General features: G+C 71.4%; 22 protein-coding genes. 12 read left to right on the top strand and 10 right to left on the bottom strand.

Annotated elements, in window-relative coordinates:
• The first annotated feature begins 3 nt into the window (after nt 1-3).
• The 7 genes from ACFP1Z_RS11845 to ACFP1Z_RS11815 all read left to right on the top strand — a co-directional run bounded on the left by ACFP1Z_RS11845 (nt 4) and on the right by ACFP1Z_RS11815 (nt 7,492).
• Nucleotides 4-1,800, top strand: a complete 1,797-nt coding sequence (locus ACFP1Z_RS11845) for a radical SAM protein (protein ID WP_390316045.1) — start codon at nt 4-6, stop codon at nt 1,798-1,800.
• Nucleotides 1,797-2,618 carry a nucleoside phosphorylase gene (locus ACFP1Z_RS11840; RefSeq protein WP_390316044.1) on the top strand — a complete coding sequence of 274 codons (822 nt, stop codon included), beginning with the start codon at nt 1,797-1,799 and terminating at the stop codon, nt 2,616-2,618. Before ACFP1Z_RS11845 ends, ACFP1Z_RS11840 begins: the two co-directional genes overlap by 4 nt.
• 77 nt (nt 2,619-2,695) lie before the next feature.
• Nucleotides 2,696-3,574: a glycosyltransferase family 2 protein gene (locus ACFP1Z_RS11835; RefSeq protein WP_390316302.1), complete on the top strand. Its 879-nt coding sequence runs from the start codon at nt 2,696-2,698 to the stop codon at nt 3,572-3,574.
• A 36-nt stretch (nt 3,575-3,610) separates the two neighbouring features.
• Nucleotides 3,611-4,450 (top strand): class I SAM-dependent methyltransferase, encoded by an 840-nt coding sequence (locus tag ACFP1Z_RS11830; RefSeq protein ID WP_390316043.1) that lies wholly within the window; start codon nt 3,611-3,613, stop codon nt 4,448-4,450.
• A 130-nt stretch (nt 4,451-4,580) separates the two neighbouring features.
• Nucleotides 4,581-6,425, top strand: coding sequence for an ABC transporter ATP-binding protein (locus tag ACFP1Z_RS11825; protein ID WP_390316042.1), 1,845 nt, complete (start codon nt 4,581-4,583; stop codon nt 6,423-6,425).
• A 9-nt stretch (nt 6,426-6,434) separates the two neighbouring features.
• Entirely contained in the window at nt 6,435-6,929 is a 495-nt protein-coding gene (locus tag ACFP1Z_RS11820; protein ID WP_390316040.1) for an NUDIX domain-containing protein, read from the top strand.
• Nucleotides 6,930-7,144: 215 nt separating this feature from the next.
• Nucleotides 7,145-7,492 carry a hypothetical protein gene (locus tag ACFP1Z_RS11815; protein ID WP_390316039.1) on the top strand — a complete coding sequence of 116 codons (348 nt, stop codon included), beginning with the start codon at nt 7,145-7,147 and terminating at the stop codon, nt 7,490-7,492.
• A gap of 27 nt (nt 7,493-7,519) precedes the next feature.
• On the opposite strand, the gene ACFP1Z_RS11810 is transcribed toward ACFP1Z_RS11815, so the two are convergent.
• Nucleotides 7,520-7,765 (bottom strand): YbaK/EbsC family protein, encoded by a 246-nt coding sequence (locus ACFP1Z_RS11810; protein WP_390316038.1) that lies wholly within the window; start codon nt 7,763-7,765, stop codon nt 7,520-7,522.
• A 174-nt stretch (nt 7,766-7,939) separates the two neighbouring features.
• Here ACFP1Z_RS11810 and ACFP1Z_RS11805 point away from each other — a divergent pair, with 174 nt between their 5' ends.
• Nucleotides 7,940-8,539, top strand: a complete 600-nt coding sequence (locus tag ACFP1Z_RS11805) for an HAD-IA family hydrolase (RefSeq protein ID WP_390316037.1) — start codon at nt 7,940-7,942, stop codon at nt 8,537-8,539.
• A 56-nt stretch (nt 8,540-8,595) separates the two neighbouring features.
• On the opposite strand, the gene narI is transcribed toward ACFP1Z_RS11805, so the two are convergent.
• From narI to ACFP1Z_RS11785, 4 genes are all read right to left on the bottom strand, one after another.
• The gene (gene narI / locus ACFP1Z_RS11800; RefSeq protein ID WP_390316036.1) at nt 8,596-9,291 is read right to left on the bottom strand and encodes a respiratory nitrate reductase subunit gamma; all 696 of its coding nucleotides are present in this window, start codon (nt 9,289-9,291) and stop codon (nt 8,596-8,598) included.
• The gene (gene narJ, locus ACFP1Z_RS11795; RefSeq protein ID WP_390316035.1) at nt 9,288-9,953 is read right to left on the bottom strand and encodes a nitrate reductase molybdenum cofactor assembly chaperone; all 666 of its coding nucleotides are present in this window, start codon (nt 9,951-9,953) and stop codon (nt 9,288-9,290) included. The genes narI and narJ overlap by 4 nt, the downstream gene beginning before the upstream one ends.
• The gene (gene narH / locus ACFP1Z_RS11790) at nt 9,950-11,440 is read right to left on the bottom strand and encodes a nitrate reductase subunit beta (protein ID WP_390316301.1); all 1,491 of its coding nucleotides are present in this window, start codon (nt 11,438-11,440) and stop codon (nt 9,950-9,952) included. Before narH ends, narJ begins: the two co-directional genes overlap by 4 nt.
• 61 nt (nt 11,441-11,501) lie before the next feature.
• Nucleotides 11,502-15,197, bottom strand: a complete 3,696-nt coding sequence (locus tag ACFP1Z_RS11785) for a nitrate reductase subunit alpha (protein ID WP_390316033.1) — start codon at nt 15,195-15,197, stop codon at nt 11,502-11,504.
• A gap of 322 nt (nt 15,198-15,519) precedes the next feature.
• On the opposite strand from ACFP1Z_RS11785, the gene ACFP1Z_RS11780 reads away from it, so the two are divergent.
• The 4 genes from ACFP1Z_RS11780 to ACFP1Z_RS11765 all read left to right on the top strand — a co-directional run bounded on the left by ACFP1Z_RS11780 (nt 15,520) and on the right by ACFP1Z_RS11765 (nt 19,302).
• Complete coding sequence (locus tag ACFP1Z_RS11780; protein ID WP_390316032.1) at nt 15,520-16,734, top strand: TIGR04053 family radical SAM/SPASM domain-containing protein; 1,215 nt, start codon at nt 15,520-15,522, stop codon at nt 16,732-16,734.
• Nucleotides 16,731-17,180, top strand: coding sequence for a hypothetical protein (locus ACFP1Z_RS11775; RefSeq protein WP_390316030.1), 450 nt, complete (start codon nt 16,731-16,733; stop codon nt 17,178-17,180). The genes ACFP1Z_RS11780 and ACFP1Z_RS11775 overlap by 4 nt, the downstream gene beginning before the upstream one ends.
• A 98-nt stretch (nt 17,181-17,278) precedes the next feature.
• A complete protein-coding gene (gene hemG / locus ACFP1Z_RS11770; protein ID WP_390316029.1) occupies nt 17,279-18,679 on the top strand; it encodes a protoporphyrinogen oxidase in 1,401 nt (466 codons plus the stop codon).
• Complete coding sequence (locus tag ACFP1Z_RS11765) at nt 18,676-19,302, top strand: vitamin K epoxide reductase family protein (RefSeq protein ID WP_390316028.1); 627 nt, start codon at nt 18,676-18,678, stop codon at nt 19,300-19,302. Before hemG ends, ACFP1Z_RS11765 begins: the two co-directional genes overlap by 4 nt.
• 101 nt (nt 19,303-19,403) lie before the next feature.
• Here the strand turns inward: ACFP1Z_RS11765 and ACFP1Z_RS11760 are convergent, their stop codons facing one another.
• The 5 genes from ACFP1Z_RS11760 to ACFP1Z_RS11740 form a co-directional block, all read right to left on the bottom strand.
• Nucleotides 19,404-20,921: a YfcC family protein gene (locus tag ACFP1Z_RS11760; RefSeq protein ID WP_390316026.1), complete on the bottom strand. Its 1,518-nt coding sequence runs from the start codon at nt 20,919-20,921 to the stop codon at nt 19,404-19,406.
• Complete coding sequence (gene arcC, locus ACFP1Z_RS11755) at nt 20,918-21,865, bottom strand: carbamate kinase (RefSeq protein WP_390316025.1); 948 nt, start codon at nt 21,863-21,865, stop codon at nt 20,918-20,920. The genes ACFP1Z_RS11760 and arcC overlap by 4 nt, the downstream gene beginning before the upstream one ends.
• Nucleotides 21,866-21,897: 32 nt before the next feature.
• Entirely contained in the window at nt 21,898-22,899 is a 1,002-nt protein-coding gene (argF, locus tag ACFP1Z_RS11750) for an ornithine carbamoyltransferase (RefSeq protein ID WP_390316024.1), read from the bottom strand.
• Nucleotides 22,900-22,958: 59 nt separating this feature from the next.
• Entirely contained in the window at nt 22,959-24,182 is a 1,224-nt protein-coding gene (locus ACFP1Z_RS11745; RefSeq protein ID WP_390316023.1) for an arginine deiminase, read from the bottom strand.
• Nucleotides 24,183-24,524: 342 nt separating this feature from the next.
• The gene (locus ACFP1Z_RS11740) at nt 24,525-25,244 is read right to left on the bottom strand and encodes a response regulator (protein WP_390316022.1); all 720 of its coding nucleotides are present in this window, start codon (nt 25,242-25,244) and stop codon (nt 24,525-24,527) included.
• Nucleotides 25,245-25,353 lie beyond the last annotated feature (109 nt).

Here is a 25,353-nt window from a genome sequence, read left to right as displayed (position 1 = left end):
CAGATGCCGGTGCTCACGCAGGAAATCGACTCCCTCCTGGCCAAAGAACTCCACCTGACCACCCCCTACGAGCCGAAGGACCCGGCCGGCCTGCTGCGGATGGTGTTCCTCATCCCGTTCGGCCACGCCTTCTCCCTGATGTGCAACGGCCCCATGGGCCTGTACGACCTGATCAACCGCAGCCCCCACATCCCCGCCGTCGCCGAACGCGCCCTCCAGTACGACTGCCTCACCCGCGACGGGAACCGCCTGCACACTCCCGGGGGCGAGCCGTACCGCAGCATGGAATCACCCCGCCCGGTCAACGAGGCGGACATCGTCGGCGTCTCCATGATCAACGCCGGAGACCTCCACAGCCTCCTGCGCCTGCTCGATCTCGCCGGGATCCCCCGGCGCAGCGCCGACCGCATCCCCGGCCGGGACCCGCTTGTCGTCGGCGGCAATCAGGGCCTCGCCGATCCGGAACCATTAGCCGACTACCTCGACGTCGTGGCCGTCGGCGAAGCCGAGCGCTCGCTCGCCGAGCTGATCCGTATCGTCCATGCCCACCGCCAGGCAGGCAGCGGCTCGCTTCTCGAAGAGCTCTCCCGCGTTCCGGGGCTGTACGTGCCCTCGATGTATGCGTGCGACTTCCTTCCCGGCGGGGGTGTCCAGGCAATCCGCCCGCGGACTCTCCAGGTGCCAGCCGCCGTGCACGCCCAGTACCTCCAGGCCGGTGACCTGCACGACGCGCACTTCGTCTACCCGATCACCGACGGCACCGCAGCCGGCTGCCACCCGGTCGTCGGCTGCCTCCACAGCTGCCACTACTGCAATCTCGGCGTCCCCCCGTTCCGGCAGGCCCCGCTCGAACTGCTCCTGGCCTACGTCGACCGCCTCGAAGAACTCCAGGTGCCGAAGATCATCATCAGCGCGCCGACGTTCACCCAGTACCGGCACCGCCAGCAGCTCCTCGACCGCATCCTCGCCTACGCCAGGCGGGCCGAGGCCGAGGGGCGCCGGGTCACCACGATCATCGGCTCGATCCGCGCGGATGAGATCAACGCCGACTACCTCGACGCCGTCACCAAGCTCGGCGACTTCGGGCACCTGTTCACCGAGCTGCACCTGGCCCAGCCACGCGGCGTCATCACCGTCGCCCCGGAGTGGGCCGCACCCGACCTCGTCGCCCTGTACGGCAAGACACAGAAGAAGGAACGCGTCGACCGGGCCCTGGACCTGTGCCGCGAGAACGGCCACATCAACACCGTCATGCTCTACTTCATCATCGGCGCCCCCGGCGAACGCCCCGAGGACCGGCTGGCCATCGCCGCCTACGCCCGAGATGTCCGCCGGCGGCTCGGCGCACCGGACGCGAACGTCATCGTCAAGCTCCACCAGTTCATGCCCAAGCCCGGCACCCCCACCCAGCGTCTTCGCATGATGGACCCCGACCTCGTCAGGGAGTACGGCAACGAGATCGGCGCACGGCTGCGCGGCCTCGTCGGGGAAGCGGAGTACCAGGCGCACTACCGGGTGGAGCAGTTCCCCACCAGCCGCATGCACCTCGAAGTCGTCTGCTCCCGTGGCGACCGCCGTATCGGCCACGTCCTGGAAGACCTCTATGACGCCGGCACCGACCTCTCGTCCCTCACCAAGGACGACCTCGTCCAGGCGCTGGCCAAGCGCGGCCTCGACTACGACCGGCACCTGCGGCACATGGACGACCGTGTTCTGCCATGGCAGGTCCTCAACCACGTCAACCCCGGGGCCGAGGAACAGCTCGCCCAGTCCCTCGCGAAACGCGAGGCCGACCAGTGATCGCCGCCTCGTTCCCGCTGTTCGGGGGCAAGCACGCCCTGCCGGCGGCCACTGACCCCGGTGAGCACGCCGCGTACCTGCGCACCCGGGAACCGGACGCCTCCCTCGACCACCTCGGCGGCGTGGTGCTCGTCTACCAGCGCTCGCTCCTGCGCGACGTGCTCGCCGCCGAGAAGGCGAGCCTCCTGGACGGCTGGGTCCGCGGGGACCTGTGGCTCGTCCAGCACGACGGCCGGTGGGTGGGCGTCTGCGGAGGCTTCGGCCCCGGGGCCCCGGCGGCAGCTCTCGTGCTGGAACAGCTCGTCAGCCTGGGCGTCGCGCACGTCATCACCGTCGGCACGGCAGGAGCGCTCCAGCCAGACCTGCACGCTGGTGACCTGGTCGTGTGCACCCGGGCCCTGCGCGACGAAGGACTCTCCCGCCACTACCTCGCCCCGGCCCGCTACGCTCGCCCCTCCACCGCGCTGACCGATCACCTCGTGCGGACCCTCCAGACGACCGGTCTCGCCGTGCGGCAAGGGCCGGGGTGGAGTACCGACGCGCCGTACCGGGAGACCCACGGTGAGGTCCTGCTGTACAGCTCGGACGGGATCCTCACCGCCGACATGGAGGCCGCCGGAGTCTTCGCGGTCGCCGAGCACCGCGGCGTCAACGCAGCGGCTCTCTTCGTCGTCGCCGATTCCCTCCTCGACCGCCGGCCTCGCCAGGACTCGCCGGACACCCGCACCAGCCTCCTTACCGCTGCGCGGGCCAGCCTCACGGCGCTCGCCGCCGATCCAAGATCACCCCCGACGGCCTCATCCGGTGCATTACGGTGAGGCATCCACCGGATGACGTGACGATGGCGGGCTCGCCTCCCACGACCATGATCCACACCAGCAGAGAGGCCCAGACCGTGAGCAGCGGAGCACCACGCCCCACGATCGGCGCCGTCGTCCTGACCATGAACGACAGGCCGACCGAGTTCCCCCGGGCCATGGACTCGCTCCTCGCCCAGGAAGGTGTGGACCTCGACGTGGTTGTGGTCGGAAACGGATGCGAGCCCGCCCAGGTACCGGACCGTGTCCGTGCCGTCGCGCTGCCTGAGAACGTGGGCATCCCCGAAGGACGGAACATCGGCGCCGACAACGTGAAGGGGGACTACGTGTTCTTCTTCGACAACGACGCCGTCCTCCCCGCCACTGACGCCCTCGCCCGCCTGGCCGCAGAACTGGACCGCGACACCCACCTGTCGTACGTCCAGCCCCGCATCGCCGACCCCGATACCGGCGTCACCCTGCGCCGCTGGGTGCCCCGCTTGCGCGCCGGCGACGCCACGCGGCCGGGCACGGTGACCGTCATGGCCGAAGGCGTCGTGATGGTCCGCCGCAGCGCCTTCGAACTCGCCGGGGGGTGGCCAGGACACTTCTTCCTCTTCCACGAGGGCATCGACCTCGCCTGGCGGCTGTGGAACCACGGACACACCGGCCTCTACAAGCCCGACATCCTCGTCCACCACCCCGCGACCAACCCGGCACGCCACGAGCGCTTCTACCGGCTCAACGCCCGCAACCGCGTCTGGCTCGCCCGCCGCAACCTCCCCGCGCCCCTGATCCCCTTCAACCTCGCCACCTGGACCCTGATCACCCTGTGGCGCTTCCGCGAGCGCACCGCTCTGCGTGCCTCTCTCGCCGGCTTCCGCGAAGGACTGCGCACCGATCCTGGTACGCGGTCGCCGATGAGCTGGCGCACGGTCGCCCGGCTCACCGCAGCCGGCAGGCCGCCGATCTTCTGACCCCTTCGTCGTCTCCCGAGCGAGAGGACAGCCCTGTTGTCCGCAGACGAAACCCCCACCATCTGCCCGGAGATCATCGACTACTACACCAACGGCTACGAGGAAGCCGACCGGTTCGCACCTGGCACCGCGAGTGGCGCGAGCATGCTCGAATTCACGCGCATCCAGGAGCTGTTGCGCGCACACCTGCCCCAGCCGCCCGCCAGCGTCCTGGACGTCGGCGGCGGACCGGGCGCACACGCCCGCTGGCTCACCGCCGACGGACATACCGTCCACCTCATCGACCCTGTGCCCAAGCATGTCGATCAGGGCCGAGCCGTCGGCATCGACGCCGTCCTCGGCGACGCCCGCCGGCTCAACTGTCCCAGCCACACTTACGATGCGGTGCTCCTCCTCGGTCCGCTCTATCACCTGACCCAGCGGGCCGAGAGAGTCCTTGCTCTCAAGGAAGCCGTCCGCGTCGCCCGACCCGGGGCACTCATCGCTGTAGCGGCGATGAACAGGTACTCGCGCTTCCTCGACCAGGCGGCCAAGCACGCCCTCACAGATCCCGCCGTCTGCGGTGATGTCGTCGGCACCACAGACAGCGGGATCTGTACTTCGAGCGGCGGGTTCACCACCTCGTACTTCCACACCGTCGACGAACTCCGCACCGAACTCACCGACGCCGGGCTGTTCGACGCGGTGATCCGTGGGGCAGAAGGGCCCGGCTACTGGATCATCAAGGGCATCGAGCAGCACAACTGCACGCGCATAAGCACCAGTTCACAGGAATTCTCTTCAGCTCTCGCGGCCGCGCGGCTCGCCGACGCACGACCGGCTCTCCTCGCGGCCAGCGCTCACCTTCTCGCCATCGCTCACGCCCCGCAGGCGTGACCCAGCGCGCATAGAGCCCGTTAAACACCGGGTGCCTTCAACCAGACGCCTATTACCCAAGGGGAGGGAGAACAGGACGGTGGAAGCCTCGTCAGGCGGCAAACGGACCCGGACCGTGGAACGGCCTCCCATGCCGGAGCCGGCGGCGATCGGATACCAGGGCACGAAGGCCCGCAACGTGATGGATGAGCACAGCCTGTGGCACCTGGCCCGGCATTCGCCCCGGTTGCTGGGCCGGTTCCTCGCGATGGCATGGCAGGCGGACCGGTGCGCAGTGATCGTGCTGCTGGTCGCGGAAGTCGTGGGTGGGGCCGCGTCCGGGGTGCTGCTGGCGATGACCGCACAGGCCATGGCCCCGCTCGTCGGCACCGGTACCGTCGCGCACCGAGTGCACGAGGCGATGCCGTATCTGATCGGCGCCGGGGTCAGTGCGGCAGTGTCGCGGGGATCGCATGCCTTCGGGCAGTGGGCCGAGGACCGGCTACGCCCCCAACTCCTCACAGCAGCTGACCAGTCGCTGCTCGATGCCGTGCTACGGGTGCGGCTGGAGGTCTACCAGAACCCGGAATTCACGCAGGACCAGGAGCGGGCCGAAGCCGGCGTCGTGCGCTCGGAGCGCCTGGTCACCGAGATCCAGGTGTTCCTCGGTTCACTGATCCGGCTGGTGGCGGCCGGCGGGGTCCTGGCGGGCCTGCACCCGCTCATGCTCGGGGTGCTGCTGCTGGCCGTGGTGCCCTCGGGGGTGGGAGCGGTGCTGCGGGCACGCATCGAATACCGCACGTCGTTGACGGTGACGGCGGGCAGGACGATCAAGTCGATGATGCGCGGCTACGCCACATCCAAGTGGGTCGGCGACGAAGTGCGGGGCAACAGCATGGGCCCGTACCTGCGGTTCTGGTACGCCAGGATCAGCGCCAGCGTGGATGAGAAGATCCTCGCCGAGACCCCGAAACAGCTCCGCGTGGATCTGCTGTCCTACGCCACGAGCGGACTATGCCTCGCCGGGGCGTACGGAGCGCTGGGATGGCTGACCGTCACCGGTCGCGTGTCACTCGCGGTGTCGGCGACGGTGATCGTCGCGGTGCGCCAGGCCCTCGCCTCCATCCGTGACCTGCTCGCGTACACCATCGGCCTGTTCCGGCACTGCCTCTACCTCGCCGACTGGGAGAAGTTCATCGACAACTCCCGCACCCAGGCCCCGCGCACCACAGGCCCAGTGGTGCCGGAAGCGGTGGAAACGGTGAGGGCGGAGAAGGTCTCCTACTGGTACCCGAACAAGACCGCCCCGGCCGTCGACGATGTGTCGCTCACGTTCAACCGGGGCGAGGTCGTGGCGATCGTCGGGGAGAACGGCTCGGGCAAGTCCACCCTGATCCGGCTCCTCCTCGGCCTGTACACCACGGAGAAGGGCACCGTCACCTGGGACGGCATCGACCTGCGCGACGCCGACCAGGTAGCCCTGCGGGACCGCACGGGCGTGGTGACGCAGGCATTCTGCTCGTGGCCTCTGTCGGTGCGGGAGAACGTCACCCTCGGCCAGCCCCGCACCCACGACGATGTTCCTGTCTGGGAGGCGCTGAACCAGGTCGGCATGGTCGAAGCCATCGAAGAACTCCCGAACCGGCTCGACACCCTGCTGGCGCGGGAACTGTACGGTGGGGTGCTGCTCTCCGGCGGCCAGTGGCAGCGCATCGCGTGCGCCCGCGCCATGTACCGCCAGCCCGCACTCCTGGTCATGGACGAACCGACATCGATGATGGACGCCCGGGGCGAGCACCAGATCTTCACCGAGCTCAAGAAGATGGCCCAAGGCCGCATCACGATCGTGGTGACCCACCGGCTGGAGAACACGAAGATCGCGGACCGGATCGTCGTCATGGAACACGGCAAGGTCATCGAACACGGCACCTTCGGCCAACTCGCCACGGCAGGCGGTCTGTTCCAGGAACTGTACGAACTCTCACAGGACCGATAGGGGGCGGGTATGCCCGACGAGGGCTGGATCAGAAACGCGGCTACCGGGATCGTCGTCAAGGACCGGCATCTGCTGATGATCCGTGAGAACTGGCCGCGCCCGGACACGTTCTTCATCCCCGGTGGCGGACAGAAGCCCGGGGAAACGCTCGCTGAGTGTGCCGAGCGCGAAGTGTTCGAGGAGACCGGCGTCAGGGTGAAGGCCGAGCGGCTGGTGGTGCTGCGGGAGTACATCCCCGCCCGGCACCAGGACAGCGTGGCGATGCTGTCCGGGGCCACGCACCGGCTGGAGGCGATGTTCTGGTGCGACATCGTCGAGGAGCCCGCAGTGCTGGGCGGCCATCACGAGGACGGGCCGCAGACCGGCACCGAGTGGATTCCCCTGTCCAAACTCGCGCATATCCGGCTGTTGCCGCCGTCGCTGCCGAGGATCGTTCACGCCGTCCTCGACGATCCGGCCGAGGGGGCCGTCTACCTCGGAGAGGACTATGGCTACTTGAGTTGACTCAACCTCGACCAGTTCCGTACCCCGGCGGGAATCTCTGCTGCTGCCCCCGCCTGCGGAGCCACGGCACAGCGTCGACGGCTGTGCCGTGGCGCGAAGAGCGCGTAGTGGCCATGTGACTCTTCGGTTCTCAAATCCGCAAAGCCTTCCCCGGCCCGGCCGGTGAGCCATAGGGTCGTTCCCGGACTGGCCACGCGGACCGGGGAGGCGGCGTCATGGAAGACTCGCAGACGAAGGCGGAGCAGGAGCCCCCTGCCGGCCCGAGCGTGCAGGAACTCAACCAGCGGATCATCAAGTTCATGCGCACGGCACTGGGCAACGAGGACGCCGAGGGCATCGCCGCTGCCGCGCAACAGCTGGCATGCGACGTCTACAACGAGCAGGCCGACCCGGAATCGGACGGGCCTGACGCGCTGGTGGGGTTGTTCACGGCGCTGGCGTGCTACTCCGTGGTCGCGATCGAGCACATCTCCGAGGCGAACGGGATGAAGACGGAGATGCTGCGGATGCTGCTGACGGCGGTGTTCGACGAGGAGGGCGAGTTCCGGGAGCCGGGGCCCTGAAGGCGGGCCACGCCCCTGCACACGGTTTCAAGCGCTCTTACCGATCGGAGCCAGGACGCGCTGGGGAGACAGAGCGACAATGTCGTCCACGTCCACCCACAGCGTGCGGTCCGCCCGGCCGCTGCCGCAGTACACCCGCCCCATGCCGGGCACCGAGGAGTCCACGACCACGGTGACATCAGCCCTTTCGGTGAACGGCATCACCCCGCCCCGCTGCGCACCCAGGCCGTCGAGGTCGTCTTCGCCGGCTGGGGCGAGCGCGCTGTGGGGCACCCCGACCGCGTCGGCGCAGCACCACGGCGCGCTCCACCCGCCTGCTTCGACGGTCTGGCCGATCGCTTAGGTGCCCGATGCCCGAGCAGTGAGACGCGCGTAGACCCTGCTGCAACTCCCCTTTAAGCCGTAGCCTTTGGGGATGGCGACGACCGAAGAACCGAGTACGACGGCTTGATCTTCGACTTCTTTGGGGTCCTGACCTTCAACATGGTCGAGGTGATCTCATTCTTCGAGGACAGGGAGAGGCTCGCCCGAGGAACCTTTCTTCGCGCCTGGGCCGACCCGCGAGGGCAGGAACTGTTCCGGCAGCTCGAACTCGGCCGGATCACCCAGACCGACTGGAACAACGGGTTCGCTCACCTGATCGGCGTCGCCTCCGACGACCTGATGGCCCGCTATCTCCACGACGCTTTCCCGGCCCACCAGGTTCTCAAAGTGGCCCGGCAGGCGCGGGCTGCCGGGATCAGGACCGCGGTGTTGTCCAACAGTCTCGGCCGGGAGCCGTACGACCCCTACGCGGGGTTCGACCTGCACGGCACCTTCGATGAGGTGGTGTTCTCCGCCGAGCATGGAGTGCGCAAACCCGACCCCGCCATCTTCCGCCTGGTGCTCGGCAAGCTCGGTGTGCCGGCCGAACGGTGTCTGTTCGTCGATGACAGCGAAGACAATCTCGCTGCCGCCCAGAGGCTGGGCATCACGCCGCTCCTCGCGCTGGACGAGAAGGTTGCGGCCGCCCGCCTCCGTAAAGTGCTTGGTCTACCCGAGCTGTAGGAACTCGCGTACGGCCGCGTGCGAGGCTCGACCCCGCGCCCAGGGACTGGGCAATCTCAGGCGTCCCCCCTCCCGCGATAAACAAGCGCCGGCCGCCTGAAATACCCCACCGGTGCGCTCCACACATGCACAAGCCGGGTGAACGGCCACACCGCGAAGAGCAAGAAGGCGCAGAGCACGTGGAGTTGGAACAGCAGGGGTGCCGAGGTCATGGCCTCGGGGTGGGGTTGCAGGGTGAACAGGCCACGGAACCATACCGAGATCGTGGCGCGGTAGTCGTAGCCGCCTCCGGTCACGTTGTGCACGAAGGTGGCGGCGACGCCCAGCAGGACGGTCGTGAACAGGACGGGGAAGAGGATCCGGTCGCTGCGGTCGGTGGTGCGGCGTATGCGCGCGGACAGCAGGCGGCGCGCGCTGAGCATGGCGAGTCCGGCGACCATGGCCGCCCCGGCAGCGGAGCCGAGGGTGACGGCCGTGGTGTGGTAGGTGTGTTCGCTGATTCCGGCGGCTTCGGTCCAGGAGGCGGGTACGGCGAGGCCGACGACGTGTCCGGCGATGACGGCGAAGGTCCCGAGGTGGAACAGGGGGCTGCCGAAGCGCAGCCAGCGGTGTTCGAGGAGTTGGGTGCTGCGGCAGGTCCAGCTGAAGCGGTCCCGCCGGTAGCGCCACACGTGTCCGGCGACGCACACCGCGAGGCAGGTGTAGGGGACGGCGACCCACAGCAGGACGGAGGTGGGGGTGAGGTGGTTCATCGGGGGGCTTCCGGGGTGGGGGGCGGCGTTCCGTAGGGGGTGAGGCCGACTTCCTCGACGGGCGGTCCGGCGGCGGCGAGGCGGCGTACGGCCTCCCGGTCGGCCGCCGTCGGCGGGGGCAGCAACGCGAGGAGGGCGGCGAGGAGATGGCGGTAGGGGGAGTCCAGGTCCCGCAGCGCGTGGTGGATGAGCTGGAGTCCGCGCCGGTGGCGGCGCAGGGGTGCCTCGCCGGGTCCCGGGCCGGCCACGGCCGCGAACTCCAGGGCGACCGGCAGGTGGTCGGGGAGTTCGCCGTCGGCCACCTCCCAGCCGAGGGCGCGGTAGGACTGGGCGAGGGCGAGCAGGGCCAGGCCCCGGCGGCGGGTGTCGCCGTGCAGGTAGTAGGTGAGGTGCAGGCCGGTTCTGCGGCGCAGGTCGAAGACGTCGACGTAGTGTTTCTCCCGCTCGTGCGCGGGCTCCTGGACGAACCAGTCGGTGAAGCGGGCCAGGTGCCGGGCCGCGGGCGTGGGCGGCAGTGCGGCGACGGCGCCGGCCAACTCGGCGGAGGCGGCGGAGAGTTCGGCGTCGGGGTACTGTAGCAGCAGGGACAGCAGCCGCAGCACCCGGGCGCGCTGCGCGTCCCGGTCGGCCCCGGCGGGCCGGATACGCGTGAACAGGCTCATGGTGTCTCTTCCTTGCGGCGTCGCGTCGGCATGCCGAGCAGGACGTGCCGCTGTCCCGGTGACGGTTCGTGCTCGCCGACCGGGCACTGGAAGCCGACGGTTCCCGGGCCGCGCGTGTCGGTCTCCCGGTGGGCGGCGGGGACGACGTAGCGGTCGGCGTACTTGGCGACGGCCAGCAGCCGGTGCAGGTCCACCGCCTGCTCGGGGGTGAGTCCCACGGGGCCGAGCGCGTCGGGGCCGCCGAGGGTGCGGGCCCGCATGTGGCTGCGCAGCGCGGTGAGTTTCATCAGGACGCCGGCGACGGCGTCGGTGTCCCCGGCGGTGAAGAGTTCGGCCAGGTATTCCAGGGGGATGCGCAGTCCGGTGACGGCGCCGAAGACGTGGTCGGGGCTGTCGGGGTCGCCGCCGGACGCGCTGACGGCGTCGAGGACCGGGGAGAGCGGGGGCACGTACCAGACCATGGGCAGGGTGCGGTACTCGGGGTGCAGGGGCAGGGCCACCTTGTACGTGCTGATCAGCGCGTGGACCGGGGAGCGCCGGGCCGCCTCCAGCCAGTCCTCCGGGATGCCCGATGCGCGTGCGGCGGCGGTGACTTGGGGGTCGTTGGGGTCGAGGAAGAGCGCGCGCTGGGCGTCCAGCAGGTCCTTCGGGTCGGGGACGGCGGCGGCTTCCCCGACGCGGTCGGCGTCGTAGAGGACGACGCCGAGGTAGCGCAGCCGGCCGACGCAGGTCTCGGAGCAGACGGTGGGCTGCCCGGCCTCGATGCGGGGGAAGCAGAAGGTGCACTTCTCGGCCTTGCCGGTGGCGTGGTTGAAGTAGATCTTCTTGTAGGGGCAGGCGGTCACGCACATGCGCCAGCCCCGGCAGCGGTCCTGGTCGGCGAGGACGATGCCGTCCTCGGCGCGCTTGTAGAGCGCTCCGGAGGGGCAGGCGGCCGCGCAGGCGGGGTTGAGGCAGTGTTCGCAGAGGCGCGGCAGGTGGAACAGGAAGGTCCGTTCGAACTCGAAGCGGACCTTCTCCGCGAGTCCGCCGGTGAGGTTGGGGTCGCCGGGTCCGTGTTCGGGGGTGCCGCCGAGGCCGTCCTCCCAGTTGGGTCCCCAGGTGACGGCGGTGGGGCGGCCGGTGAGGGCCGAGCGGGGGCGGGCGACGGGGGCGTCGCCGCCGGCGGGGGCGCTCAGGAGGGTGTCGTGGTCGTGGGTGACGGGCTCGTAGTAGTCGTCGAGCGTGGGGAGTTCGGGGTTGGCGAAGAGGCGGGAGAGCCGCTTGAGGCGGCCGCCGGAGCGCAGGGCCAGTCGGCCCTTGGCGTCGAGGACCCAGCCGCCCTTCCAGCGTTCCTGGTCCTCGTAGCGGTAGGGGTAGCCCACTCCCGGTTTGGTCTCGACGTTGTTGAACCAGGCGTACTCGACGCCGCTGCGGTTGGTCCAGGTCTGTTTGCAGGTGACGGAACAGGTGTGGCAGCCGATGCACTTGTCGAGGTTCATCACCATGGCGATCTGTGCCAGAACGCGTCCAGTAGTGACTTTGTCACGGGGCACGTCAGTACGCACGTCAGTACTCCACGTTCTGCGAGCGGCGGCGGATCACGGTGACCTCGTCGCGCTGGTTGCCGGTCGGTCCGTAGTAGTTGAAGCCGTAGGTGAACTGGGCGTGTCCGCCCGCGAGATGGGTGGGTTTGAGCAGCAGCCGGGTGAGGGAGTTGTGGGTGCCGCCGCGTCTGCCGCCGGTCTCGGTCTTCGGCACGTTCACGGTGCGGTCCTTGGCGTGGTACATGTACACGGTGCCCTCGGGCATGCGGTGGGTGACGACGGCGCGGGCGGTGACGACGCCGTTGCGGTTGTACGCCTCGATCCACTCGTTGTCCTTCACGCCGATGCGTGCGGCGTCGGCGGTGCTCATCCAGATGACGGGTCCGCCGCGGGAGAGCGCGAGCATGTAGGCGTTGTCCTGGTAGCTGGTGTGGACGGACCACTTCGAGTGCGGGGTGAGGTAGCGCACCGTCACCTCGGCGCGGCCGTCCTCGTGCAGGTGCTCGTCGCCGTGGTGGCGGCGGGCGTCCAGGGGCGGGCGGAACACCGGGAGCTGTTCGCCGAGTTCGGCGAGCCAGGCGTGGTCGGCGAAGAAGTGCTGCCGTCCGGTGAGGGTGTGCCAGGGCTTGCGGTGCTCGACGTTGATGACGAACGGGGAGTAGCGGCGTCCGCCGGTCTCGCTGCCGGACCATTCGTAGGAGGTCATGACGGCGCGGGGCTGGACGCGGGTGTCGGCGAAGGTGATGCGTTCTCCTTCGCGTTCGGTGGCGAGGTGGGCGAGCGGGGTGCCGGTGCGTTCTTCGAGGGCGTGGAAACCGGCGGTGGCGAGGCGGCCGTTGGTGGTGCCGGAGAGGGCGAGGATCGCCTCGCACATCTCGGTGGCTCCGGCGAGTGAGGGCCGTCCGGTGGCGATGCCTTCGCGGACGGTGCCGCAGCGGTGCCGCAGGTCCTCCAGTTCGGGGCCGACGCGGACGGTGACGCCCTTGGTGGTGGTGCCGAGTTCGTCGAGCAGGGGGCCGACGGCGCGCATCTTCTGTGCGACGGCCGGATAGTCGCGTTCGACGGTGACGAGTTTCGGCATGGTGCGGCCGGGTACGGGCGCGCATGCGCCGGTCCGCCAGTCGCCGACGGCCCCGTGGGGCTGGGCGAGTTCGTCGGGGGTGTCGTGCTGGAGGGGGACGGCCAGGACGTCGGTGCGGGTGCCCAGGTGGGTGGCCGCCAGTTCGCTGAAGCGGTCGGCGAGGGTGAGGAAGGTGTCGTAGTCGGTGCGGGCCTGCCAGGGCGGGGGGATGGCGGGGGTGAAGGCGTGGACGAAGGGGTGCATGTCCGTGCTGGAGAGGTCGTCCTTCTCGTACCAGGTGGCGGCGGGCAGGACGACGTCGGAGTACAGCCCGGTGGAGGTCATGCGGAAGTCGAGGGTGACGAGGAGGTCGAGCTTGCCCTCGGGGGCGTCCTCGCGCCAGTGGACGTCCCGGGGCCGGGCGTCGGGTGGTGATTCCTGTGAGCGGACGGCGGCGTCGGTGCCCAGGAGGTGGCGCAGGAAGTACTCGGTGCCCTTGCTGGAGGAGCCGAGGAGGTTGGCACGCCAGACGGTCAGGACGCGGGGGAAGTTGACGGGGTTGTCGGGGTCCTCGGCGGCGAACTTCAGGCGTCCTGCGGAGAGTTCGTCCGTGATGTGGTCGGCGACGGGCAGTCCCTTGGCGGCGGCCTCGTCGGCGAGGTCGAGGGGGTTGCGGTCGAAGCCGGGGTGGCCGGGGGTCCAGCCGGAGCGTACGGCCTGGGCGAGGCAGTCGGCGAAGGCCCGGCCGGTGAAGCGGCCTTCGCCGAGCGGTGAGGCGAGTTCGCCGGGGCCGAACGCCTCGTAGCGCCACTGGTCGGTGTTGAGGTACCAGAAGGAGGTGCCGGCCATGTGCCGGGTGGGGCGCTGCCAGTCGAAGGCGAAGGCCAGGTGCTGGAAGCCGGTGACGGGCCGGACCTTCTCCTGGCCGACGTAGTGGGCCCAGCCGCCGCCGTTGACGCCCTGGCAGCCGGTCATGGTGGTCAGTGCCAGGAACGCGCGGTAGATGGTGTCGGAGTGGTACCAGTGGTTGGTGCCGGCCCCCATGGCGATCATGGAGCGGCCGTGGGTGCGTTCGGCGTTGGCCGCGAACTCGCGGGCGATGCGCGCGGCCTGTCCGGCGGGGACGGAGGTGATGGTCTCCTGCCAGGCGGGGGTGTACGGGCGGGAGGCGTCGTCGTAGGAGGCGGGCCAGTCGCCGGGCAGTCCGGGGCGGCGCACCCCGTACTGGGCGAGCATCAGGTCGAAGACGGTGGTGACGAGGCGGCCGCCGACGCGTCGGGCGGGGACGCCGCGCACCATGACGGTGCCGCCCTCGGTGGGGCCGGTATCGAAGCGGGGCAGGGCGAGCTCGACGGTCTGCTCGGCGCGTTCCAGCAGGGTCAGTTCGGGGACGGTGTCGCCGAGTTCGAGGTTCCAGCGGCCCTCGCCGGTCTTGCCCCAGCGGAACCCGAGCGAGCCGTTGGGGACGACGGGCTCGCCGTCGTGCGCGTCGAGCAGGACGGTCTTGGACCCGGCGTGCTCCTCGTCCCGTCCGAGGTCGGCGGCGGTCAGGAAGCGGTCGGGCACGTACCGTCCGTCGTCGTGTTCGCGCAGGGCGACGAGGAAGGGGGCGTCGGTGAAGCGGCGCAGGTAGTCGGTGAAGTAGGGGGTCTGCTTCTCGACGAGGAACTCGCGCAGGATCACGTGGCCCATGGCCATCGCGAGGGCTCCGTCGGTGCCGGGGTGCGGGGCGAGCCACTCGTCGGCGTGCTTGACGTTGTCGGCGTAGTCGGGGCTGACGGCGACGGTCTTGGTGCCGTTGTAGCGGGTCTCGGTGAGGAAGTGGGCGTCGGGGGTGCGGGTGACGGGGATGTTGGAACCCCACATGATGAGGTATCCGGCGTTCCACCAGTCCGCCGCCTCGGGGACGTCGGTCTGATCGCCGAAGACCTGCGGCGAGGCGACGGGCAGGTCGGCGTACCAGTCGTAGAACGACAGCAGGGTGCCGCCGATCAGGGACAGGAAGCGCGAGCCGGCGGCGAAGGAGGCCATGGACATCGCGGGGATCGGGGAGAAGCCGGTGACGCGGTCGGGCCCGTAGGTCCTCACGGTGTGGACGTGGGCGGCGGCGACGAGTTCGGTCACCTCGTCCCAGTCCGCGCGCACCAGCCCGCCCTTGCCCCGGGCCCTCTTGTAGGCGCGGGCCTTGTCGGGGTCGCCGGTGATCTCGGCCCAGGCGGCCACCGGGTCGCCGAGCCGCGTCCGCGCCTCGCGCCACATCTGGAGCAGCGCGCCGCGTACGTAGGGGTGGCGGACGCGGCCGGGCGAGTAGGTGTACCAGGAGAACGAGGCGCCGCGCGGGCAGCCCCGGGGCTCGTACTCGGGGCACTCGGTGCCGATGGAGGGGTAGTCGGTGGCCTGGTGCTCCCAGGTGATGATGCCCTGCTTGACGTGGACCAGCCACGAGCAGGAGCCGGTGCAGTTCACGCCGTGGGTGGAGCGCACCACCTTGTCGTGCGACCAGCGGTCGCGGTAGAAGCCCTCCCAGGCGCGCTCGCCCTCGGTGAACGCGGCGCGGCCGTCGGGCGTCGCGTCCCGGCGCCGCAACAGCCGCCGGGAAGCGAGGAGTTCGCCCGGTTCCTCTCGGGCGGCGGGCTCGGCTGCGGTCTCGTTGTCCATGGTTCCGCACGCTAGACAAGAACGAAGCGGACAACTTGCTGCGAATAGGCCCGATCCGGGTGGCCGCCCGGTCCGGTCGACGAGGGACCATCGGCCCCGCACGAGGGCCGCTCGGCCGCCGCGCCCGCCGGGGGCGAGCGAGCATGCTGGGCACAACCGATCCGGAGGTGTTCGTGTACGACCGCACGCCGCGCCCGCCCAGCCGATCCCGTGCTCACCCGACCGGGCGGTCACGGCGCGCGGTTCCTCCGCTCGGTGACCGGCCGGTCCGCCCGGGCCACCCTGACGACTCCCGGGCGGCCGGTCCCGGCCGGGGCCGGCGGTGAGCCCCGCCCGCCCGGTGCGGGGCTGGCGCCAGGACGTGGCCGACCGCCCCTTCATCGTCATCTGGGAGTCGACCCGGGCCTGTCCACTGGCGTGCCGGCACTGCCGCGCCGAGGCCGTGCCCGACCGGGACCCGCGCGAGCTGGACACCGCCGCCGCCCGCGAGCTGCTGGACCAGGTGGCCGCCTTCGGCCGGCCCGCCCCCCTGTTCGTGATCACCGGCGGGGACCCGTTCCAGCGGCCCGACCTGCTGGAGCTGATCCGCTACGGCAGGCTGCGCGGCGTGCCCGTGGCGGTGGCGCCCTCCGGCACGCCGACCCTCACGCCCCAGAACCTGCGGGCCGTACGGGACGCCGGCGCGATCGGCCTTTCACTGAGCCTGGACGGCTCGACCGCCGCGCTGCACGACTCCTTCCGGGGGGTGCGCGGGGTGTACCGCTGGACCCTGGACGCCTGGGATGCCGCCCGTACGCTGGGCATGAAGGTCCAGATCAACACGACGGTCACCCGGCGGAACCTGCACGACCTGCCGGACCTCGTCGCCCTGGTGCGCGAGCGCGGGGCGATGCTGTGGAGCGCCTTCTTCCTCGTGCCCACGGGACGGGGCCGGCAGCTGGACCCGCTGACACCGGCGGAGGCGGAGGACGTGCTGAACTTCGTGCACGACGTGGGACTGGCCGTGCCCGCCAAGACCACCGAGGCGCACCACTTCCGCCGGGTCGCCCTGCAGCGGGCGATCCTGGGCGCCAAGGGCCAGGACCCGGTGCGGGTGCTGGGGCTGGGCCCGCTGTACGAGCGTCTGCGCGCGCGGTCCCGCGCGCTCGCCCTCGACGTCCCGGCCCGGCGTGCCCGCCGTCCTCCGCTGGACGTCAACGCGGGCCGGGGCTTCGCCTTCGTCTCGCACACCGGCAGCGTGCACCCCAGCGGCTTCCTGCCGCTGGGCGCGGGCAGCGTCCGTGAGCGTCCGCTGACCGAGATCTACCGCGACTCCGCCCTGTTCACCGGACTGCGCGAACCGGACCGGCTGCGCGGCCGGTGCGGGCACTGCGAATTCCGTACGGTGTGCGGGGGTTCGCGGTCCCGCGCCTACTGCGTCAGCGGCGACCCGTACGCGCAGGAGCCGTTGTGCGCGTACCGGCCCGGCTCGTTCCCGTACCAGGACGAGGTGGCGACCCTGCTGCACGCGGCGGCGGGCGCGGGGGGCCAGGAGTGAACAGCCTGGCCCAGCTGTGGACTTGGGTGCGCTTCGCGCACGTCACCGGCGCGGTCGTGTGGGTCGGCGGTCAGCTGGCGCTGTCGCTGGTGGTCCTTCCGCTGGCGCGCCGGCTGCTGCCCGAGGAGGACCGGGCGCGCTTCGCGGAGGCGGCCGGGCGCCGGTTCGGGATCCTCACGGGCGCGGTCTTCCTGCCCGTACAGGCCGTCACCGGCTGGGCGTTGGCCCGGCACCGGGGCGTCACCCTCGCCTCGCTGGCGGAGCCGGGGTACGGGCGCACGCTGGCGGCGAAGCTCGCGCTGTTCCTCGCGGTGCTGCTCGCGGCAGCGGGGCACGGCTGGGCGTACGCGCGGGGCCGGGCGGCGCTCGCCCGGGGGCTGGCGCTCGCCTCCCTCGTCGGCTCGGTGGGCGTCGTCCTGCTCGCCGCCGGGCTGACGGGCGGCTGACGCCCGTAGGCGTTCCACGGCGGAACGCCTCATCTGTCTTCGCGAGCACAACGGCTCGCAAGCACAACGTCTCCAAGCACAACGGCCGGGAGGCCCCCATGCGTTCAGTGATCATCATCGGCGGCGGCATCAGCGGGCTGGCCGCCGCCTGGCACCTGCGGTCACAGGCCGAGGTGACCGTGGTGGAGGCCGGTCCGCAGCCGGGCGGCATCCTGCGCACCGGCACCGTCGCCGGCATCCCTGTCGACGACGGCGCGGAAGCGATGCTCGCGCTGCGGCCCGAGGCCGTCGACCTCGCCAAGTCCGTCGGCCTCGGCGCGGACCTGGAGGTGCCCGCCCGGGCCCCCGTGACCGTGTGGACCCGCGACGCGCTGCGCCCGGTACCGGCGGGCCACGTCATGGGCATACCCACCGACCTGACGGCACTGCGGGAGACCGGGCTGCTGTCGGCCGAGGGGCTGGCCCGGCTCTCCCGCGAGGAGGAACTGCCCGCCCCGCCCGTCGAAGGCGACACGTCCGTCGCCGGCTACCTCGCCGAACGGCTCGGCCAGGAGGCCGTGGACCGGCTCGTGGAGCCGATGCTCGGCGGGATCTACGCGGGCCGCGCCGACCGGACCTCGCTGCGGGCCGCGCTGCCCGCCGTCGCCGACATCGCAGCCCGGGGCGGCTCCCTGCTCGCCGCGCTGCGCGACCGCGCACCGGCCGCGCCCGCCGCGCGGCCCGCTCCCCCTGTGATGCTCGGGCTGCGCGGCGGGCTGGCCCGGCTGCCCCGGGCGATCGCCAACACCTGCGGGGCGCGCGTCCTCACCAGCTGCCGGGTGCGCGAACTGCAGCGCACCGGCACCGGCTGGCGTGCCGTCCTCACCGGTGCCGGGCCCCGTGCCCTGGAGGCGGACGCCGTCGTCCTGGCCGTCCCCGCCTACGCCGCCGCCCCGCTGCTGCGGCCCCACGCCCTGGCCGCCGCCCGCGAGTTGGGCGCGATCGAGCACGCGACCACGGCGCTGGTGACGCTCGCCTTCGACCGTGCGCTGCTCCCCGAGGTGCCCGAGGGCAACGGCTTCCTGGTCCCGCCCGTCGAGGGCCGCGCCGTGAAGGCGGCCACGCTGCTGAGCAACAAGTGGGGCTGGCTCGCGGAGACCGCGCCCGACACGTTCGTGCTGCGGGCGTCGGTCGGCCGCCTGGGCGAGGAGTCCCTGCTCGGGCGGGAGGACGGTGAACTGGCCGCCGTGTGCCTGTCCGAACTGCGTGCGGTGCTGGGCCCGTTGCCGCGCCCGCTGGACTTCCACGTCTCCCGCTGGGCGCGCGGCCTGCCGCAGTACGCGGTCGGCCACCTCGACACCGTGCGGGCCGTCCGCACCGCCGTGGCCGGGCTGCCCGGCCTGGAGCTGTGCGGCTCCGCCTACGAGGGCGTCGGTGTCGCCGCCTGCGTCGCCGGGGGCCGCGACGCCGCCCAGCGGCTGTGCGCGGGTACGGAACCGGACGCGCGGGGGCGACGATGAACTCCCCGGCGGAGCACCCGAATTACGCGCGAAGCGCGCCGATCGGGGCCGGCCGCCCGCTGGCCTGGCTCGTCACCGTCACGGGCGGCCTGGGGCTGCTCGCCTCCTCGGTCCTGACCTGGGACCGGCTGCGCCTGGAGAGCGACCCCGGCTTCCGGCCCGCGTGCGACATCGGCTCCGTGCTGTCGTGCACCGACGTCATGCGCAGCGACCAGGCGTCGGCGTTCGGGGTGCACAACACCACGCTCGGGCTGGTGGCCTACGCGGTGGTGGTCGTCGTGGGCGTCGCCCTCGTCACGGGCGCCCGCCTGCCCCGGTGGGCGTGGGCGGCCCTGAACGCGGGGGCCTTCGCCGGTGCCGTCTTCTGCATGTGGCTGATGGGCCAGTCCCTTTACGTCCTGGGGGCGTTGTGCCTGTGGTGCTGCGTCACCTGGGCGGCGACGATCGCCCTGTTCTGGTACACGACGCTGTTCAGCATCGGCCACGGTGTGCTCCGCGCGCCGCGCCGACTGGCCGCGCCGCTGCGGGAGTTCCACTGGGCGGTGCCCGCCCTGTGGTACGCGGCCGTGGCGGGGCTGATCGCGGGGCGGTTCGCGGAGCAGTGGCAGGCCGTGCTCTTCTGACGCTGCGTCATCGCCGCCTTCTGCGCCGGCGCTGCCGGGCCGCACCCGTGGAACGGATGCGGCCCGGTGGTGTGTCCGGTACTGCCGGGGGCCGGCTGGGGTCAGTCGAGGACCGCCCCCAGTGCCATGAAGCCCGCGATCGCCACGAGCAGGACGCCCATCAGGGGTGCCATGAAGCGCAGATAGCGGTCGTAGCGGACCTTGGCCAGGGCCAGGCCGCCCATGACGACGGCGGAGGTCGGGGTGACCAGGTTGACCCACCCGGAGGCCGACTGGTAGGCGGTGACGACCAGGGCGCGGCCGACGCCGGCGAAGTCGGCGAGCGGGGCCAGGATGGGCATGGCCAGTGCGGCGTGGCCCGAGGAGGAGGGCACGAGGAAGGCCAGCGGCATGTTCACCAGGAACATCAGCACCGCGAACACGCCCGAGGAGGTGCCGGAGACCACGCTGTGCAGGCCGTTGAGGATGGTGTCGGTGACACTGGCGTTGTTCATGATGACGGTGACACCGCGGGCCAGCATGATGATCATGGCCGCGCCGATGAAGTCCCCGGCGCCCGCGACGATCGCGTCCGCCGTGCCCTTCTCGCCGAGACCGGCGACGAGGCCCACCACGATCGCGGCGACGACGAACAGGGCGGCGAGTTCGGGGAAGTACCAGCCCAGGGTCGGCAGGAACGGCACGTGCAGATCGGTCCAGGGGATCACCGCGAAGATCATGAACGCGAAGGTCGCGGCGAAGACGACGAGCACGACGCGCTGCCGCGCGGTGAGCGGAGCCGCTTCCTCCGCGTCCGGCCCGCCGTCGCCGTCGGCGGGCGGGACCAGGGAACGGGAGGGGTCGGCGTGGACGCGGTTGGCGTACCGCACCACGTACGCCGCGGCGAGCGCGGTCAGCACCGCCCACATCAGCAGCCGCAGCACGATGCCGTCGCCGGTGCCGATGCCGGCGCTGTCGGAAGCGACGCCGGTGGCAAAGGGGTTGACGGTGGAGGCGAGTGTGCCCACCCCGGCGCCGACCATGACGACGGTGGCGCCGACCATGCGGTCGTAGCCGAGGTTGAGCACGAGGGGCACGACGATCCCGTAGAAGCCGAGGGTCTCCTCGGCCATGCCGTAGGTGGTCCCGCCGAGGGAGAACAGGGTCAGCAGGACCACGAGCAGCAGGGTGCGGTGCCGGCGCAGCCGGGTCGCGAGCCGGCTCACCCCGCTGGTGAGGGCGCCGGTGCGCAGGGTGACGGTGATGAACGCGCCGACGGCGAGGACGAAGAGGAACACCCCGGCCGCGCCGAAGAACGCTCCGCTGCCGCCGGGGGCGGTGAGCCCGGAGTGCGCGTCGGTGACTCCGTAGAGGCCGTTGACGGGCGAGAGGAACAGGTCCTTCAGCCGGCTCCAGAAGTCCTGGACCGGCGCCACCGCGTGGTAGGTGCCGGGGACGGGGGCGCCGTCCTTGGTGTCGTAGCGGCCGGCGGGGATGACGAAGGTCAGGCCCCAGACGACGACGGTGACCGCGACGAGGACGGTGAAGGCGGAGGGGAAGCGGAAGCCGCGCCGTGGCCCGGCGGGTCCGGGTGCCGGGCCCGGGTCCGCGGGTGCCGGTGCGGGGGCTTCGGTGCTCATCTCGGCTCCCTGTGGGGCTCGTTGACGCTCCACCGGCCGCTGGGGGTCACCACGGTGCCGGCCGTGCCGTCGAGGAGGGCGGCGGCGTCGGCGAGGGCGCCGATGGCGGCCATGCCGCCGGTGAGTTCCACGAACCGGCACACGGCCTCCACCTTGGGGCCCATGGATCCGGCGGGGAACTCCTCGGCCCGCAGCCGGGCGGGGCTGGTGTGCCCGATCTCCTCGGCGTCCGGGGTCCCGAAGCCGCGCTGGACGCGGGGCACGTCGGTCAGGAGCAACAGGGCGTCGGCGTCGAGTGCTTCGGCGAGCAGGGCCGCGGTGAGGTCCTTGTCGACGACGGCCTCCACTCCTGTCAGCCGCCCTTGGTCGTCGCGGATCACGGGGACTCCGCCGCCTCCGGCGCACACGGCGACCGCGCCGGAGGTGAGCAGCAGCCGGATCAGCCGGGTCTCCACGACGCGCTGCGGGTGCGGGGAGGGGACGACCCGGCGCCAGTGCGTGCCGTCGGGTCCGACGGTCCAGCCGCGTGCGGCGGCGAGCCGTTCGGCTTCCTCGCGCGCGTAGACCGGGCCGACGAACTTGGCGGGTGCGGCGAAGGCGGGGTCGGCGGCGGAGACGAGGGTCTGGTTGAGCAGGGCGCACACCTGGCGGTCGGGCAGGGCGTTCTGCAGGGACTGCAGCAGCCAGTAGCCGATCATGCCCTGGGTCTCGGCCCCGAGGACGTCGAAGGGGTAAGGGGAGGTGAGGGATTTGTCGGCGGCGCTCTGCAGGGCGAGCAGGCCGACCTGGGGGCCGTTGCCGTGGGTGATGACGAGTTCGTGCCGGCGGGCCAGGGGGGCCAGGGCGGCGACGGCCGCCCTGACGTTGGCCTGCTGCACGGCGGCGTCCGGCCGGTCTCCCCTGCGGAGCAGGGCGTTTCCGCCGAGTGCGACGACGACGCGCATGATGTCTTCTCCTGGGTTCGCGGTCGGGGCGGTCAGTCGCCGAGGGTGGCCACGAGAACGGCCTTGATGGTGTGCATCCGGTTCTCCGCCTGGTCGAAGACGACCGAGTGCGGGGATTCGAAGACCTCGTCGGTGACTTCGAGGCCGGTCATGCCGGTGCGGGCCAGGATCTCGGCGCCCACGGTGGTGCCGCTGTCGTGGAAGGCGGGCAGGCAGTGCAGGAACTTCACCCGGGGGTTGCCGGTGGCTTCGAGGACGGCCGCGTTGACCTGGTAGGGGGCGAGGAGGGCGATGCGCTCGTCCCAGATCTCCTTCGGTTCGCCCATGGACACCCACACGTCGGTGTAGAGGAAGTCGACGCCGGCGACGCCTTCGGCGAGGTCCTCGGTGAGGGTGATGCGGGCCCCGGTGGTCTCGGCGACGCGCTGGGCCTCCTTGACGACATCGGGGTCGTTGCGCAGGCTCTCGGGTCCGACCATGCGCACGTCCATGCCGAACATGGCTCCCGCGACGAGCAGGGAGTTGCCGACGTTGTTGCGGGCGTCCCCGAGGTAGGCGAAGGAGACCTCGCGCAGGGGCTTGTCGGTGTGCTCCCACATGGTCAGCACGTCGGCGAGGGACTGGGTGGGGTGCCAGTCGTCGGTCAGGCCGTTCCACACCGGTACCCCGGCGTGGTCGGCGAGTTCCTCCACGACGGCCTGGCCGCTGCCCCGGTACTCGATGCCGTCGTACATCCGGCCGAGGACGCGGGCGGTGTCCTTGATGGACTCCTTGTGGCCGATCTGCGCGCCGGCCGGGTCGAGGTAGGTGACATGGGCGCCCTGCTGGTGGGCGGCGGTCTCGAAGGCGCAGCGGGTGCGGGTGGAGGTCTTCTCGAAGATGAGGGCGATGTTCCTGCCGCGCAGCCGCTGTTGTTCGGTGCCGGCGGTGCGGGCGGCCTTCAGCTGGGCGGCCAGGTCCAGCAGGAAGCGCAGTTCGGCGGGGGTGAAGTCGGTTTCCTTCAGGAAGCTTCGGTGACGCAGGTTGACGGCCATGACGGTATCTCCTGACAAATAGGGCAAGTTGGCCGAGTGGGGGTGGGGCGTAGGAGCGTTCAGGCGGCGTCGCGTTCGACGGGGCAGCTCATGCAGCGGGGTCCGCCGCGCCCGCGGCCGAGTTCGCTGCCGCGCACGGTGATGACCTCGATGCCGTTCCTGCGCAGGTGGGTGTTGGAGGTGACGTTGCGTTCGTAGGCGACGACGACGCCGGGCTCGACGGCGAGGACGTTGCAGCCGTCGTCCCACTGCTCGCGTTCGGCGGAGTGCACGTCCTGGGTGGCGGTGAGGACCTTGACCGAGGGCAGGCCGAGGGCGTCGGCGATGGCGTGGTGCATGTCCTGCGGGGCGTGGTCGGTGATGGACAACTCGCCCTCGTGCGCGCCGGGTTCGATCGTGCAGGAGGGCAGCATGCCCAGTCCGGCGTACTGGGTGAAGGTGTCGCCGCCGACCATCGTCATCACCGTGTCCAGGTGCATGAAGCTGCGTTTCTTGGGCATCTCCAGGGCCACGACGCGCCGTGCCGAGCCGGCGGCGAACAGCCGCAGGGCCAGGGCCTCGACGGCCTGCGGTGTGGTGCGTTCGCTCATGCCCACCAGGACCGCGGCGTTGCCGATGACCAGGACGTCGCCGCCCTCGATCGTCGCGGGGTGGTCGGCCTGGCCGCCGGTCCAGTGGTGGAACTCCTGCTTCTCGAACAGCGGGTGGTGCCGGTAGATGGCTTCGAAGTGCACGGTCTCGCGGCGGCGGGCCCGCTTCTTCATGGGGTTGACGCTGACGCCGTCGTAGACCCAGCAGGAGGTGTCGCGGGTGAACAGGTGGTTGGGCAGCGGCGGGAGGACGAAGTCGTCCGGGGCGAGGGTGTGCAGCCGCAGGCTGCGGGCGGTGCCGAGGTACGGGGTGGTCTCGCGCCGGGTGACGCCGCCGATGAGGCAGCCGGTCAGCTCCTCCGGCGGGAGCTTGTCGAAGGCGGTGCGCAGGGCGTCGACGGCCAGCGGCCCGAACTCCCGGGTGTCGAAGACGCGGTCGAGCACGAGCGTACGGGCGGCGGGGCGGGCGAGGGTCTCGGTGAGCAGGTCGCTGAGGTAGTGCACCTGCACCCCGCGGTCGCGCAGGGTGTCGGCGAAGGCGTCGTGCTCCTCGCGGGCCCGCTTGACCCACAGCACGTCGTCGAAGAGAAGGTCGTCCTTGTTGGTGGGGGTCAGCCGCTTGAGTTCCAAGTCCGGCCTGTGCAGGATGACGTGGCGCAGTCGGCCGGCCTCGGAATCGACGTGGAAGTTCATGGCTCTCCTGGAACAGGAGCGACGGGCGTCGGCTCCGGCGTGCCGGATGCGCTCGCCCTCCGGAGTCCGGTGTCCGCCTCCTTGGGGGACGTCACCGGCTGACACTTCAACCGTGTCACGCCCGCACCACGGGCAACGAGCGGCGAACGGGGCCCGGTCGGGGTCCGCGGGGCCCGCGTCGCCGGGCCCGCACGGCCGCCCGGGCCGGGACCTCCGGGACCGCGCCCGACGCGCCCGACGCGCCCGACGCGCCCGCCACGCCCGTACACGCCCGCCCCCGCCCGTACACGCGCGAAGAGGCGCACAGGGCGCCTCTTCGTCACCGACTACCGGTGCCGGCCGTCAGCCTCTGGGCCGGGGGATCACCACGCGTGCGGGCTGCTCGTCGCGCAGTTCCGGGAGCCGGGAGGCGATCACGGCGGCCTGCACCCGGCGTTCGACGCCGAGTTTGGCCAGCAGCCGGGAGACGTTGTTCTTGACGGTCTTCTCCGCGAGGTAGAGCCGTTCGCCGATCTCCCGGTTGGTCAGGCCCTCCCCGAGCAGTTCCAGCACCTGTAGCTCGCGCTCGCTGAGCTCGGGCAATTCCCGTTCCTCGTCGTGCTGTTGCCGCTCGCCCCGCAGCCGGGCCATCAGCAGGCTGGTGGTGCCGGGGTCGAGCATGGACTCGCCGGAGGCGACGACGCGTACGGCGCCGACGAGGTCGTTGCCGCTGATCTGCTTGAGGACGTAGCCCGAGGCTCCGGCGAGGATCGCGTCCAGCAGTGCTTCCTCGTCGTCGAACGAGGTGAGGATCAGGCAGGCCAGGCCGGGCAGTTGCGAGCGCAGTTCGCGGCAGACGGCGATGCCGTTGCCGTCGGGCAGCCGGACGTCGAGGACGGCCACGTCCGGGCGCAGGGCGGGGACGCGCACGAGCGCCTGCGCGGCCGTGGCCGCCTCCCCCACCACGGTGATGCCGGGTTCCGCGGACAGCAGGTCGTGGATGCCGCGCCGCACCACCTCGTGGTCGTCGAGGAGGAACACCGTGACGGTCTTCGGTGCTCCGGCCTTGTCGTGGTCGGTCATGACGTGCTCCGTACTCGGGTGCTCACCCCGCCGTGGCGGGGCCTGATCCATCCTGTCCGGGCCCGCCGCCCCGGGGCCAGGGGCCGAGCGGCCCCTTGTGCCCGCCGAG

The organism is Streptomyces gamaensis (assembly GCF_042656465.1).
GTDB classification, from domain to species: domain Bacteria; phylum Actinomycetota; class Actinomycetes; order Streptomycetales; family Streptomycetaceae; genus Streptomyces; species Streptomyces gamaensis.
Note: the sequence above shows the minus strand (reverse complement) of the source record. Positions and strands in the feature narration are given on the sequence as shown.

Coding starts and splice junctions, on each gene's coding strand:
- ACFP1Z_RS11845 (WP_390316045.1), top strand. CDS start 4: ATGCCGGTGCTCACGCAGGAAATCGACTCCCTCCTGGCCAAAGAACTC.
- ACFP1Z_RS11825 (WP_390316042.1), top strand. CDS start 4,581: ATGCCGGAGCCGGCGGCGATCGGATACCAGGGCACGAAGGCCCGCAAC.
- ACFP1Z_RS11820 (WP_390316040.1), top strand. CDS start 6,435: ATGCCCGACGAGGGCTGGATCAGAAACGCGGCTACCGGGATCGTCGTC.
- ACFP1Z_RS11815 (WP_390316039.1), top strand. CDS start 7,145: ATGGAAGACTCGCAGACGAAGGCGGAGCAGGAGCCCCCTGCCGGCCCG.
- narI (WP_390316036.1), bottom strand. CDS start 9,291: ATGAACCACCTCACCCCCACCTCCGTCCTGCTGTGGGTCGCCGTCCCC.
- narJ (WP_390316035.1), bottom strand. CDS start 9,953: ATGAGCCTGTTCACGCGTATCCGGCCCGCCGGGGCCGACCGGGACGCG.
- narH (WP_390316301.1), bottom strand. CDS start 11,440: ATGGTGATGAACCTCGACAAGTGCATCGGCTGCCACACCTGTTCCGTC.
- ACFP1Z_RS11785 (WP_390316033.1), bottom strand. CDS start 15,197: ATGGACAACGAGACCGCAGCCGAGCCCGCCGCCCGAGAGGAACCGGGC.
- hemG (WP_390316029.1), top strand. CDS start 17,279: ATGCGTTCAGTGATCATCATCGGCGGCGGCATCAGCGGGCTGGCCGCC.
- ACFP1Z_RS11765 (WP_390316028.1), top strand. CDS start 18,676: ATGAACTCCCCGGCGGAGCACCCGAATTACGCGCGAAGCGCGCCGATC.
- ACFP1Z_RS11760 (WP_390316026.1), bottom strand. CDS start 20,921: ATGAGCACCGAAGCCCCCGCACCGGCACCCGCGGACCCGGGCCCGGCA.
- arcC (WP_390316025.1), bottom strand. CDS start 21,865: ATGCGCGTCGTCGTCGCACTCGGCGGAAACGCCCTGCTCCGCAGGGGA.
- argF (WP_390316024.1), bottom strand. CDS start 22,899: ATGGCCGTCAACCTGCGTCACCGAAGCTTCCTGAAGGAAACCGACTTC.
- ACFP1Z_RS11745 (WP_390316023.1), bottom strand. CDS start 24,182: ATGAACTTCCACGTCGATTCCGAGGCCGGCCGACTGCGCCACGTCATC.
- ACFP1Z_RS11740 (WP_390316022.1), bottom strand. CDS start 25,244: ATGACCGACCACGACAAGGCCGGAGCACCGAAGACCGTCACGGTGTTC.